10 protein-coding genes and 2 pseudogenes are annotated in these 12,690 nt (G+C 69.9%); 7 read left to right on the top strand and 5 right to left on the bottom strand.

The features are described from left to right. Positions 1–402: pseudogene (locus tag AOK24_RS50890) on the top strand (right-handed parallel beta-helix repeat-containing protein); the annotation flags it as partial. Positions 403–517: 115 nt separating this feature from the next. Beyond that, positions 518–1,297, top strand: a pseudogene (locus AOK24_RS21075) (right-handed parallel beta-helix repeat-containing protein); the annotation flags it as partial. Positions 1,298–1,312: 15 nt separating this feature from the next. Here the strand turns inward: AOK24_RS21075 and AOK24_RS21070 are convergent. From AOK24_RS21070 to AOK24_RS21060, 3 genes are all read right to left on the bottom strand, one after another. Further along, positions 1,313–2,971 carry a rhamnogalacturonan lyase B N-terminal domain-containing protein gene (locus AOK24_RS21070; RefSeq protein ID WP_055721618.1) on the bottom strand — a complete coding sequence of 553 codons (1,659 nt, stop codon included), beginning with the start codon at positions 2,969–2,971 and terminating at the stop codon, positions 1,313–1,315. A gap of 118 nt (positions 2,972–3,089) precedes the next feature. Continuing rightward, the gene (locus AOK24_RS21065; protein ID WP_055721617.1) at positions 3,090–3,950 is read right to left on the bottom strand and encodes a hypothetical protein; all 861 of its coding nucleotides are present in this window, start codon (positions 3,948–3,950) and stop codon (positions 3,090–3,092) included. Further along, a complete protein-coding gene (locus AOK24_RS21060; protein ID WP_055721616.1) occupies positions 3,947–4,513 on the bottom strand; it encodes a SigE family RNA polymerase sigma factor in 567 nt (188 codons plus the stop codon). Before AOK24_RS21060 ends, AOK24_RS21065 begins: the two co-directional genes overlap by 4 nt. Before the next feature lie 247 nt (positions 4,514–4,760). On the opposite strand from AOK24_RS21060, the gene AOK24_RS21055 reads away from it, so the two are divergent. Beyond that, positions 4,761–6,218, top strand: coding sequence for an NCS2 family permease (locus tag AOK24_RS21055; RefSeq protein WP_055721615.1), 1,458 nt, complete (start codon positions 4,761–4,763; stop codon positions 6,216–6,218). Positions 6,219–6,220: 2 nt separating this feature from the next. Here AOK24_RS21055 and AOK24_RS21050 read toward each other — a convergent pair whose 3' ends face one another. Together AOK24_RS21050 and AOK24_RS21045 are read right to left on the bottom strand one after the other, a co-directional pair. Continuing rightward, positions 6,221–7,669 (bottom strand): peptidoglycan D,D-transpeptidase FtsI family protein, encoded by a 1,449-nt coding sequence (locus AOK24_RS21050; RefSeq protein WP_055721614.1) that lies wholly within the window; start codon positions 7,667–7,669, stop codon positions 6,221–6,223. 77 nt (positions 7,670–7,746) lie between these two features. Further along, positions 7,747–8,520: an IclR family transcriptional regulator gene (locus AOK24_RS21045; protein WP_055721613.1), complete on the bottom strand. Its 774-nt coding sequence runs from the start codon at positions 8,518–8,520 to the stop codon at positions 7,747–7,749. Positions 8,521–8,660: 140 nt separating this feature from the next. On the opposite strand from AOK24_RS21045, the gene AOK24_RS21040 reads away from it, so the two are divergent. The 4 genes from AOK24_RS21040 to AOK24_RS21025 all read left to right on the top strand — a co-directional run. Next, positions 8,661–10,190, top strand: coding sequence for an aldehyde dehydrogenase (NADP(+)) (locus AOK24_RS21040; protein WP_055721612.1), 1,530 nt, complete (start codon positions 8,661–8,663; stop codon positions 10,188–10,190). Between the two features lie 95 nt (positions 10,191–10,285). Continuing rightward, positions 10,286–10,894 carry a DUF1349 domain-containing protein gene (locus AOK24_RS21035; protein ID WP_055721611.1) on the top strand — a complete coding sequence of 203 codons (609 nt, stop codon included), beginning with the start codon at positions 10,286–10,288 and terminating at the stop codon, positions 10,892–10,894. 328 nt (positions 10,895–11,222) lie between these two features. Continuing rightward, a complete protein-coding gene (locus AOK24_RS21030; protein ID WP_055721610.1) occupies positions 11,223–11,954 on the top strand; it encodes a DsbA family oxidoreductase in 732 nt (243 codons plus the stop codon). A 92-nt stretch (positions 11,955–12,046) separates the two neighbouring features. Continuing rightward, positions 12,047–12,690 (top strand): aminotransferase class V-fold PLP-dependent enzyme (locus tag AOK24_RS21025; protein WP_159051940.1); only part of this gene is annotated, 644 nt, incomplete at its 3' end.

Raw genomic sequence — 12,690 nt, 5'->3', positions numbered from 1 at the left:
AACGGGTACAAGCTCGGCGGCAACGGCCCCTCCGTCGCCCACGCCGTCAACAACTCGGCGGCCTGGGGCAACGCGGGCAACGGCTTCACCGAGAACAGCAACACCGGCGCGATCTCCATCAACCGCACCACCGCGTACGCCAACGGCAAGTGGGGCTACTACTTCGCGACCGGCGCCGCGAAGCTCGGCAAGAACCTCGCCGTCAGGAACGGCGGCGGCTCGGTCAACAAAGGGTCGGGCGTCACGTCGTCCGGCAACAACTGGGACTCCGGGGTGAGTACGCCCGCCTTCCGCTCCACGGACGCCTCCTCGACGTACAACTCCCGCAGCTCCAGCGGGACTCTGCCCGCGACGACGTTCCTGACGACCGGGTCGACGACCATCGGCGCGACCATGGACTGACGTACGCGACAGCCGTCCCCGCGAAAGTTGCGAACGACTTTCGCGGGAACGGCAACCTTTTCCCGTCGCCGCGACGACTCGTTTCCGATCCTGTTCCCGAGGAAAGGAAAAACCCGTGCGGATCGGCACCGGACGCCATCGCAGAACGCGGACGCTCTCGATCGCGGCGGCGATTTCCCTGTCCGCCGGAGCGGGCGGATTCCTGCTCGGCCTCTCCGACCACGGCGCCCGGGCGGATTCCCGTACGGTCACCGTGTCCACCACCGCCGGACTCGAATCCGCCGTCAAAAACGCGGTCGCCGGGACGACCATTCAGGTGCGCGGCGGTACGTACACCCCGGCCGCCACGCTGAAATCCACGGCCAGCGGCACCCATTCCGCACGGATCACCCTCAAGGCGTACGGCACCGAGAAAGCGGTCATCGACGGGGCCGAACTGCCCGCCGGGTCCTGGCTCGCCGGAATCTACGGCAGCCACTGGACCGTCGAGAACCTCACCTTCCGGAACGCACCCGCCCAGGGACTCGTCGTCACCTCGTCCACCGGCGGGATCTTCAGGAATCTCGTCACCGCCGGCAACGGCGACTCCGGGTTCACGCTGCGGGGCGACGGCACCGTGGGCAACCTCGTCCAGAACCTGGACAGCCACGGCAACCACGGGCGGAACGCGGACGGCCTCGCGATCAAGTTCGGCTCCGGCACCGGCAACAAAGTCACCGGGGCGCGCCTCCACGACAACGCGGACGACGGAATCGACCTGTGGCAGTTCTCCTCACCGGTCACCATCGAGCACAGTCAGGCATTCAGGAACAAGAACGGCTTCGCGTTGGGAGGCGGGGGAGCCCACCCCGCCCATTCCGTCATCGGCAATACGGCATGGGGCAACAAACTGAACGACGAAAGCTGAGCGCTAGAGCAGATCGATACAGTCGAACGCAGTCCCCGGACTCAGAAACTTTTCGCCGCTCGAACCGCTGACGATGTTCAGCGTCAGCACATTGTCCGCCCCCAGCGCCGTCGCCGGCACCGTGTACGTGAACGTGTGGTTGTTCCCCCGGTACGACCCCGTCGTCAGCGACCGCGTCGACGGCTGGGACGGCGCCACGGGGACCGCCGAGGTCCACCCGTTCACCGTCACCCGGGGCCGCCCGCCCGCGAACGCGTCCGTCACCCCGATCCTCAACGTCCGCGCCGCCGAAGCCTGTTCGGCTGTCAGCCGGAAGTGGATCCGCACCCCGTCGTTCACGGCCTTCCACATGTACGCCGGGAAGGACGCCGCGTCCCCGCTCCCGATCGTCACGTTCCCCGTCCACTTCGCGGCACGCGCGTCGGAGGGGTGCGCGTACGTCATCAGCGCCGCGTTCTTGAACCCGGACGGCGTGCCGTCCCAGTCCCCAAGCCGCCAGACGGCCTTGGCCGTTGAAGGATCGCCGCCGATCGTCAGGGAGTTGAGCGCGACCGTCGCCCCGGCCGTCACCTTCACGGTCGTCCGGTGTACGGCCAACTCGCCCTTGTAGACGGTGAGTTCATACGTCCCCGGCAGCATCCCCGGGCACGAGAACGCGCCGGTCCCGCTCGCCGCCTTCGCCCAGTACTGCGCGTCCGCGTTGGCGAACCCCACGGTGTACGGGTGCGCCGAGGACATCCCCCTGAGCCCGACCCCCGCGACCTTGCCGCGCCCCTTCCCGCCGACCCAGCCCGTGATCCCGAGCCCGTCGACCCAGGACGTGTCGAGGTTGCCGTGCAGCAGCGACGACGCGGGAGCCGCGCCGCCGGTGAAGGCGAGGACGTACGGGCCCTGGAGACCGAACCGCTCCGGCTCGGTCTGGGCCTGGTTGTAGTGCAGGATCTCGTACAGCCCGGCGCCGAGCTCGTTGGAGTGCCGCAGCAGCGAGCGGTAGAAGGGGCCGCCGGACGCCTTCTCGTGGTTCGAACGGACCATCCACAGCGCCGAGTCGGCGCCCTTGAAGCCGACGTAGTCGTAGTCGACGACCCGCTTGCCGGAGTAGTGCTTGGAGTGGGTCGTCCCGTCGGCCCGCCGCCACACGTCCCCCGCCTCGATCACCTTGTCCGACGCCTCGATCCAGGAGTCCGAGCCCTCGTTCGGGAAGACGCCGGGCCTGAGGCGGACGATGAACCGGGTCGCCGTGAACGACGCGTCGGCCTTGTGCGTCCACAGGTACACGTTGTCCTGGCCGCTGCGCGCCGCGTACCACTGGGTGATCGGACCGTGCACGGCCTTGACGAGGATCGTCGAGCCGGACTGCCGCACGGTGACGGTCGCGGAGCCGAGCCCCGACTCGACGTGCGAGTGCCGGCCGCCGTACCCCTCGTACTCCTTGCCCTTGTACACCAGCGAGGTGATGTCGCCGGTCGTCTTCGAGACCTTGAAGACCACGGACGCACCCGTGTTGACCACGTAGTTCTTCCCGTCGTCGGCGTACCCGAAGGCCGCCGCCGACGCCGAGGAGACGACCCCGGCGACCCCGGCCGCGCCCGCCGCGGCGACGGCGATCGCGGAGCCGCCGAGGACACGGCGGCGGGAGAGGTGTTTTCTGTGCGTGCTCAAGGGTGGTGCTCCGTCGTTCAGGGGGGTGGTGCCGTCCTGAAGTCGTCACCGGTGGGGAAAGGGTTGCCGCCGGTGCGGAACTTTTTCACCGGGGCCGGAGAACATCCCGTGAACCCTGTTACGAGCCGCCCTTGTCCGCGTCCGCCGCCGCGAAGCCCCCGCCCACCGACCGCGCCCTGCCCTCGGCGGTCCCGGCGGCGGCGTACGAGTCGTCGCGCGCGTCCCGCCCGCCCCGGTCGTGGTCGTACTGACCGGCGAACACCCACTCACCGGGACGCACCGTGCGCCCGTCCTTGAGCACCCACGTGTAGACCAGGAACCCGTCCCGCTCGCCGACGGTGAACGTGAAGTCGTCCTCCGGCAGCGACCGCCAGGCCCCCGTGTTCGACACCCCGCCGGTCTGCGCGACCTTCAACTGCACGGTGAGCGCGGTGAGTTCCTTCGACACCTTGAGCGTGATGTTGCTCTGCGCCCAGAAGTCGTTGCTGTGCGGATCGACCGAGCCGTCGGACCACAGCGGCCCGTCGCTCGCCCCGGCCGCCGGCGGCAGAGTGCCGGCCCCCGGCGACGGCGACGCCTCGGCGGTACGGCTCGGTCCCGGGTCCGTGGACCTGGGCGCCTCACCCTTCGAACTCGGCGCCGGAGACGGCGAGTGCGGCGGACGGCTCGTCGCGTCCGGCGACACCACCGGCGTCGGCGAGACCGAGACGGTCTGCTCGGCCGGCGGCTCGCTCTTCACCGCCGACGCCACCGCGTACCCGCCGACCGCGAGCATCCCGGCGACCGCAGCCGTCGCGCCCACGATCCGCGCCCAGCCCAGCACCGGCCGCGTCGAGCGGTGGCCCTTCTGCCGGTCCGGCTCGGCCATCATGCCGCGCTCCACGCGGGCCAGGATGCGCGCGCGGTCGGGCTCGTGCCGCTCGGCCGCCTCGTGCAGCCGGGCACGCAAGTCGTCGTGCACGTCCCGGCGCATCGTCATCGGTCCCTTCCCGCGGACTCGGAGGTGCGCGCCATCACCGCGTGCACCCGCTTCGGAGCCTTCTCGGCGCCGAGCAGTTTCTGCAACTCGGCCATCCCCTTGGAGGTCTGGCTCTTCACCGTACCGACCGAGATCCCGAGGGCGAGCGCGGTGTCCTTCTCCGAGAGGTCGAAGGCGTGCCGCAGCACGACACAGGCGCGCTTGCGGAAGGGGAGTCTACGCAGCGCGGACTGTACGTCCACCACGCCGGCGACATCCGGGTTCTCCGTCTTCTCCTCACGCTGCGACCAGAACAGCGCGATCCTGCGCCGTTCCCGCACCGCGCTGCGGATCTTCGTCCGCGCCAGGTTGGCGACGACGCCGCGCGCGTACGCCACCGGGTGGTCGGCCGCGCGCACCCGGTCCCAGCGGTGCCACAGCGCGAGCAGCGCGTCCGCAGCCAGGTCGTCGGCGGTGTCCGACTCCCCGGTCAACAGGTAGGCCAGCCGCGACAGTTCGGCGTAGTGGCGGTCGAAGAAGGCATGGAACTCCACGGAGGCGGCGTCGTCCACGACAGTGCCCACGGGTTGACCTCTTCTGTGTGGCATGTGAATGACATGGGAAGGCCCCGGGGAGATCACCGGGACGAGATGCGGAAGCGTAGCAGTGATCGACTTGTGCGTTTCGTACGGGTCTTCGAACGCCGTGTGAGGGACCGGTCGTTGCGGAGCCCGAATCCGTAACACGTCGAAAACCTGAAGAGAGTTCAACGAGGGAACAATCCAGCCAGCATCCGCACACTGATCCACCAGGCAACCAGGAGTGTCCGCCATGTCCGAGACGCAAGCGAAGACCGACCGGCCCGGGGCCGCACCCCCCGCGCTGAACGGCGTCGACCGGTTCTTCCGGATCTCCGAACGCGGCTCGACGTTCGCCCGGGAGACACGCGGCGGCCTCGCGACGTTCTTCACGATGGCGTACATCCTTGTCCTGAATCCGATCATCCTCGGGAGCGCCAAGGACAAGTACGGCCACACCCTCGACCCCGTCCAGCTGACCACCGCCACCGCGCTCGTCGCCGCCGTCATGACGATCGTCATGGGCGTCGGCGGCAACCTCCCGCTCGCCCTCGCCGCCGGACTCGGCCTCAACGCGGTCGTCGCCTTCCAGATCGCGCCGCTGATGAGCTGGGACGACGCGATGGGCCTCGTCGTCCTGGAAGGGCTGCTGATCTGCGCGCTCGTCGTCACCGGGCTGCGCGAGGCCGTGATGCACGCGATACCGCAGCCGCTGAAGCAGGCGATCAGCGTCGGGATCGGGCTGTTCATCGCCTTCATCGGGTTCGTGGACGCCGGGTTCGTCACCCGCATCCCCGACGCCGCCAACACCACCGTGCCGGTTCAGCTCGGCTCCACCGGCACCCTCTCCGGCTGGCCGATCCTCGTGTTCTGCCTCGGCGTGCTGCTCACCATCGGGCTGCTCGCGCGCAAGGTCAAGGGCGCCATCCTGATCAGCATCGTCACCATGACCGCCGTCGCGATGGTCATCGACGCGGTCGCCGACATCAAGAGCTGGGGGCTGACCACGCCGAGCTGGCCCGACAAGGTCGTCGACACCCCGGACTTCGGGCTCATCGGCCACTTCAGCCTGTTCGGCGCGTTCTCAGCGCCCGGCGTCGGCGTGATCACCGTCGTCCTGCTGATCTTCACGCTGATCCTGTCGGACTTCTTCGACACGATGGGCACCGTCGTCGGGATCAGCGCGGAAGCGGGGCTGCTGGACGAGGAGGGCAAGGTGCCCAACCTCGGCCGCGTCCTGCTGATCGACGGCGCGGCTGCCGTCGCCGGAGGCGCCGCCTCCTCGTCCTCCGCGACCTCCTACATCGAGTCCGCGGCAGGCGTCGGAGAAGGCTCACGCACCGGGTTCTCCAACCTGATCACCGGCGGTCTCTTCGCCCTCGCCCTCTTCTTCACCCCCCTGCTGACCATCGTCCCCCTCCAGGCCGCCGCGCCCGCCCTCATCGCCGTCGGCTTCCTGATGATGACCCAGGTCAAGCACATCGACTGGGACCGCTACGAGATCGCCATCCCCGCCTTCCTCACCATCGCCGTGATGCCCTTCACGTACTCCATAACGAACGGCATCGGCGCCGGGTTCCTCGCGTACGTGCTGATCAAGACGGTCCTCGGGAAGGCGCGGGACGTGCACTGGCTGCTGTGGGGGACGTCCGCGCTGTTCGCCGTGTACTTCGCGATCGACCCGATCGAGCAGCTCCTCGGCACGAAGTAGAGCTACTCCTTGACGGCCGCCTCCATCATCGCCTTCGCGACGGGGGCGGCCAGCCCGTTCCCGCTGACCTCCGACCGCGCCGCGTCCGACTGCTCGACCATCACCGCGACGGCCACCTCCTTGCCCCCGGCCTTCGCGTACGACGTGAACCAGGCGTACGGCGTCTTGCTGTTGTTCTCGCCGTGCTGCGCCGTCCCCGTCTTGCCCCCCACCGTCGCCCCGCTGATCCGCGCGTTCGTCCCCGTCCCGTCCTGGACGACCGTCTGCATCGCGGACTGCAACTGCTCGGCGGTGCCCGAGCTGACGACCTGCCTGGTCGTCGTCGCCCCGTCCACGTCCTCCAGGACGTCACCGCCGCTGTTGGTCACCTGCGACACCATGTGCGGCGAGACCAGCTTGCCGCCGTTCGCGATCGCCGCCGACACCATCGCCATCTGGAGCGGCGTCGCCGTCACGTCGAACTGGCCGATACCGGTCAGGCCCGTCTGCGCCTCGTCCATGCCCTTCGGGTAGACGCTGGCGTACGCGCGCACGGGCACGTCCTGCGCCTCGTCGTTGAACCCGAACTTCTCCGCCATCGCCCGCACCTTGTCCTGCCCGAGCTGGACGGCCATGTGCGCGAAGACGTTGTTGCAGGAGTACTGGAGCGCGACCCGGATCGAGGCGTTCTCGCACGGCGCGGACGCGTTCTCGTTGGCCAGCACCTGGCGCGTGCCCGGCAGGGTGTACGGGTTCTGGCTGTCCGTGCGCGCGTCCACGCTGTCGTACAGGCCGTCCTCCAGCGCGGCAGCCGCGACGACCAGCTTGAACGTCGACCCCGGCGGCAGCGGCTGGCGCAGCGCGCGGTTGACCAGCGGCTTGTCCTCGTCCGCGTTGAGGCTCTTCCACGCCGAGCCGGCCGTGTTCGCGTCCGTCAGCGTCGAGGGGTCGTACGACGGGGTCGACACGACCGCGAGCACGCGCCCCGTCTTCGGGTCGACCGCGACGGCCGCGCCCTTCTTGTCGCCCAGCGCGTCGTACGCGGCCTTCTGCACGGCCGGGTCGATCGTCGTGATCACGTTCCCCGGGGCGGCGCGCTGGTCCGTGACCGTGTCCATCACGGTCTTCAGGCGCGGGTCCGTGCCGTTCAGCACGTCCGCGTAGATGCCCTCCAGCTGCGTCGGCGCGTACGCCTGCGAGGCGTACCCCGTCACCGCCGCGTACAGCTTGCCGTCCGTGTACGTCCGCTTGTACTTCAGGTCGCCGTTCGTCCGCGCCGACCCCGTCACCGACTTTCCGGCCACGATGATGTTCCCGAGCGGGTCCGAGTACGTCTCGATCGCGTTCCGCCGGTTCAGCTGATCGTCCGCGAGCGCCTGCCCCTCGTAGAACTGCACCCAGGTCGCCCTCAGCAGCAGGGCGAACACGAGCAGCAGCGCGAAGACGGCGGTACGCCTGATGGTCCTGTTCATACGAACAAACAGACGAACGCGGCGGGCGGAGAGTTCCCGTCCGCCCGTTTTCTCACCCGACGTTCATGTACGCGCGGTCAGAGTCTGCGCGTCGCCAGCGTCAACCGGTCGCGCGCGTCGAACAGCGCGTCCTTCACCAGCTGTTCGTGCGCGGGCGTCAGCCGGGCCACCGGCACCGAGCAGCTGATCGCGTCGCGCGCGGGCGTGCGGTACGGGATCGCCACACCGAAGCAGCGCAGGCCCAGCGTGTTCTCCTCGCGGTCGACGGAGAAGCCCTGTTCGCGGATGACGTGCAGTTCCTCGATGAGCTTCTCGCGGTCCGTGATGGTGTGCTCGGTGAGCGCCGGGAGGGTCTCCGGGAGCATCTTGCGGACCTGTTCGTCCGAGTACGTCGACAGGAGGGCCTTGCCGAGGGACGTCGAGTGCGCGGGCAGCCGACGCCCCACGCGCGTGAAGGGGCGCAGGTAGTGCTGGGACTGCCGGGTCGCCAGATAGACGACGTTCGTGCCGTCGAGGCGCGCCAGGTGGATCGTCTCGGTCGTGTCGTCCGACAACCGGTCCAGGGTCGGGCGGGCCGCCGCGACGACCTCGTCGCCGTCGATGTACGACGTACCGACCAGCAGCGCGCGCACGCCGATGCCGTACCGCGTACCCGTCGCGTCCGTCTCCACCCAGCCCAGTTCCACGAGCGTGCGCAGCAGCATGTAGAGGCTGGACTTGGGGTACCCGACGGCCTCCTGGACCGCCGCGAGGGAGTGCATCCCGGGACGGCCCGCGAAGTACTCCAGCAGCTCGACCGTCCGCACCGCGGACTTGACCTGGGCCCCGCCCCCCGCCTCGCCTGCCGACATCGACTGTGACCCCTTCGTTCGACGAGAAGCTGAAGTTATAGTCTGCAACAGCATATTCACCAGCACAGACAGTGTTCAGTATATCGAACAGCGCTGGTGGTGACAGGACACCGCGGCACGACTTGTTGGAGGGACCCCCGGTGGCAGCAGCACCAGTCTGGAGTGTCGACCCCCGAACCGGGAAGCAGCGGGAGCAGGTCGCCGACGAGGCGACGGCCCAGGAGGTCGACGCCGCCGTCCGCGCCGCCCACGCCGCGCGCGCCTCCCTCGCCGACCGCACGGTCCGCGCGGCCTTCCTGCGCAGCGCCGCCGACCAGCTCGAAGCGGCCAAGGAAGCCCTCGTCGAGACCGCCGACGCGGAGACCGCGCTCGGCCCGGTCCGCCTCAACGGCGAGCTGGCCCGCACCTGCTATCAGCTGCGCGCCTTCGCGGCCATCGTCGACGAGGGCGCCTTCCTCGACGTCGTCATCAACCACCCCGACGACACGGCCACCCCGCCGATCCCGGACCTGCGCCGCTACAAGGTCCCGCTCGGCGTCGTCGCCGTCTACTCGGCCTCGAACTTCCCCTTCGCCTTCTCGGTCGCCGGCGGCGACACCGCGAGCGCGCTGGCCGCCGGCAACCCGGTCGTCGTCAAGGCCCACCCCGACCACCCGGCCCTCTCCGAGCTGGTCGCCAAGGTCGTCCGCCGCGCCGCCGCCGAACACGGCATCCCGGCCGGCGTCCTCGGCCTCGTCCACGGCTTCGAGGCCGGCATCGAGCTGATCAAGCACCCGCTGGTCTCCGCCGCGGGCTTCACCGGCTCCATCCGAGGAGGCCGCGCCCTCTTCGACGCCGCCGCCGCCCGCCCCACGCCCATCCCCTTCCACGGCGAGCTGGGCTCCCTCAACCCCGTCGTCGTCACCGAGGCCGCCGCCACCGAGCGCGCCGAGGCCATCGGCACGGGCCTCGCCGGCTCCATGACCCTCGGCGTCGGCCAGTTCTGCGTCAAGCCGGGCCTCGTCCTCGTTCCCTCCGGCGAGGCGGGCGACGGCCTGGTCAAGTCCCTCACCGCCGCCGTCAGCGACACCGACGCGGGCGTCCTCCTCGACCACCGCATGCGCGACAACTTCATCGCGGGCGTCGCCGAACGCACCCAGCTCCCCGACGTGGAATCCCCGGTCACCCCCGGCGCAGGCGGCGAGCACACGGTCAGCCCCGGCTTCCTCACGGTCCCGGCCGCCCGCCTCGCCACCGAGGGCGCCCACGACCTCCTCCTCGAAGAGTGCTTCGGCCCCGTCACAGTCGTCGTCCGCTACGAGGACGACACCGAAGTCACCTCCGTCCTCTCCCGCCTCCCCGGCAACCTCACCGCCACCGTCCAGCTCTCGGAGTCCGAGGCGGCCGGCGAGGGCCGAGGCGCCGACCTCCTCGCCGAGGTCACCCCCCTCGCGGGCCGCGTCCTGGTCAACGGCTGGCCCACAGGCGTAGCCGTCGCCGCCGCCCAGCACCACGGAGGCCCGTACCCGGCCACGACCTCCACATCCACCTCCGTGGGCGGCACGGCCATCGAACGCTGGATGCGTCCGGTCGTCTACCAGACGACACCCGCCGCGCTGCTGCCGGTGGAACTGAGGGACGAGAACGAGCTGGGCCTGCCCCGGCGATTCAACGGGGTCCTGGAGCGCTAGACCTCACGGGGCTGTGTCCCCACGCGGCGAAGCCGCACACGGACACAGCCCCACACCCCTGAACGGCGTCAGCGGTCCCCTGAGATGATTCCGCCATGGACCTCTCGCTCCCTCAACTCCCCTTCCCCCTACGGACCTACGGCCCCGACGGCCACTGGTCCTACGACGACGGCGTGCTCAGCGGCTGGGCCGGGGCGCGACAGGACCGCTTCGTCTCACCCACCGAGGAATCCCTCGAACCGGCCTCCGACGCCCCCCGCCTCCTGGGCGCCCCGGAAGGCGACTTCCAACTCATCGCCCGAGTCACCGTAGGCTTCAAGTCCCCCTTCGACGCAGGCGTGTTGTACGTCCACGTAGCGGACCGAGCCTGGGCCAAACTCTGCCTGGAACTCTCCCCGACCACCCCCACGGTCTGCACGGTGGTCACCCGAGGCCACTCGGACGACGCCAACTCCTTCACCGTGGACGGCACTTCAGCCTGGCTCCGCATCAGCCGCACCGGCCGAGCCCTGGCCTTCCACGCCTCAAGGGACGGCGACCACTGGACCTTCGTCCGCCTCTTCACCCTGGGCGACACAGAAGAAACGGGCGCGGCCCTGATCGGCTTCATGGCCCAGTCCCCGATGGGCGAACAGTGCGTGGTCACCTACGACCACATCGAGTACCGCCCGTACTGGCCAAAGGACCTGAGGGACGGCAGCTGACAGGAGAGCCCCCGGGAGGGGGGAAGCCGCAAACGGCGGGAAGGGGACGTACCGGGGGGTGTCCGCCCGCAGCGGTCGGCGCATTCGCAGACTAAGAACTCAAGAAACGCGTCAGCCGACCCGAGGACGGACACCCCCCGGTGCGGCACCGACTCACACGACGGCCTGGGGCGCTACCCAAGCCCCCACCGAAGGCGATGGGGCCGCCGCAGGCATAGGCCCAACCCCGGACGGGGAACGAGCCGGGGAATGAACCCCCCCTGGTTGAACGTTCACGCAAGACGGCGGAGGAAGTCTCCGCACGAGACGACCGGAAAGAGCCGAAGACATGCGCGTCGAGATCTGGAGCGACATCGCCTGCCCGTGGTGCTACGTGGGCAAGGCCCGCTTCGAGAAGGCGCTGGCGGCCTTCCCGCACAAGGAGCAGGTGGAGGTCGTACACAGGTCGTTCGAGTTGGACCCGGGCAGGAGCAAGACCGAGAACGGCCCGGTCATCCCGATGATCGCGAAGAAGTACGGCATCAGCGAGGCCCAGGCGGAGGCGGCGGAGGACAACCTCGGCACGCAGGCGAAGGCCGAGGGCCTGGCGTACAGGACGAGGGGCAGGGACCACGGCAGCACGTTCGACATGCACAGGGTCCTGCACTTCGCGAAGGAACAGGGCAGGCAGGACGAGCTGATCCAGATCTTCTACCGCGCGAACTTCGCGGAGGAGCGCTCCGTCTTCACGGAGGGTGACGAACGCCTGGTGGAGCTGGCGACGGAGGCGGGCCTGGACGCGGACGAGGTCCGCAAGGTGCTGGCGGACCCGGAGGCGTACGCGGACGAGGTACGGGAGGACGAGCGGGAGGCGGCGCAGCTGGGCGCGACGGGCGTGCCGTTCTTCGTGCTGGACCGCAAGTACGGCGTCTCGGGAGCCCAGCCGGCGGAGGTCTTCACGCAGGCGCTGACCCAGGCATGGGGCGAACGCTCCCCGCTGACGCTGCTGGACCAGGGCGACGCACAGGCGTGCGGCCCGGACGGCTGCGAGGTCCCGCAGCGAGAGGAAACCGCGCGGTAAGAGGGCCGACGGCCCTCGCGGAAGCACCGCTTCAAGGTATGACGTAGCAAACAGAGATGGACGAGGGCTCCCGGCGCCCCCACAGTGGACGCATGGAGACGCCGGAGACCTTCGCAGCCCTCGTCCGCACCGAGTTCACCCCCCGCACCACGTACCTCAACACGGCCAGCAGCGGTCTCCTCCCGGCCCGCGCGGTCACCGCGATCCAGGAGGCGGTGACGCTACGGGCGCAGGGCCGACCGCTGGACGGCCTGTGGTCGGACGTGGAGACGTGCAGGGAGGCGTACGGAAGGCTGGCCGGCGTCCCCGCGGAGCGGGTCGCGGCGGGCGCCTCGGTGGCCGCGCACACGGGCCTGATCGCCGCGTCCCTCCCGCCGGGCGCCGAAGTCCTCACGGCGGAGGACGACTTCACGTCCGTACTGAACCCCTTCCACGTCCGCGGCGACCTCAAGGTCCGCACGGTCCCGCTGGACCGGCTGGCGGAATCGGTGCGCCCCGGCACGGAGTTGGTCGCGGTGAGCGCGGCCCAGTCGGCGGACGGCCGCATCGCGGACCTCCCGGCCCTGAGGGAGGCGGCGAAGCACCACGGCGCCCGCACGTACGTCGACTTCTCGCAGGCGGCAGGCTGGCTCCCGTTCGACGCGGACGCGTACGACTACACGGCGAGCGTCACCTTCAAGTGGCTGCTGGGCCCGCACGGTTCGGCGTTCCTGACGGTCCCGGAGGACTTCGGCAC

The organism is Streptomyces niveiscabiei (assembly GCF_001419795.1).
GTDB lineage: Bacteria > Actinomycetota > Actinomycetes > Streptomycetales > Streptomycetaceae > Streptomyces > Streptomyces niveiscabiei.
The sequence above is the reverse complement of the archived record's forward strand: the minus strand, read 5'-3'. Positions and strand labels throughout refer to the sequence as shown.

What these genes read in the sequence shown, in the direction of transcription:
- AOK24_RS21055 (WP_055721615.1), top strand. Translation starts at nt 4,761, where the DNA reads ATGTCCGAGACGCAAGCGAAGACCGACCGGCCCGGGGCCGCACCCCCC.
- AOK24_RS21035 (WP_055721611.1), top strand. Translation starts at nt 10,286, where the DNA reads ATGGACCTCTCGCTCCCTCAACTCCCCTTCCCCCTACGGACCTACGGC.
- AOK24_RS21030 (WP_055721610.1), top strand. Translation starts at nt 11,223, where the DNA reads ATGCGCGTCGAGATCTGGAGCGACATCGCCTGCCCGTGGTGCTACGTG.
- AOK24_RS21045 (WP_055721613.1), bottom strand. Translation starts at nt 8,520, where the DNA reads ATGTCGGCAGGCGAGGCGGGGGGCGGGGCCCAGGTCAAGTCCGCGGTG.
- AOK24_RS21065 (WP_055721617.1), bottom strand. Translation starts at nt 3,950, where the DNA reads ATGACGATGCGCCGGGACGTGCACGACGACTTGCGTGCCCGGCTGCAC.
- AOK24_RS21050 (WP_055721614.1), bottom strand. Translation starts at nt 7,669, where the DNA reads ATGAACAGGACCATCAGGCGTACCGCCGTCTTCGCGCTGCTGCTCGTG.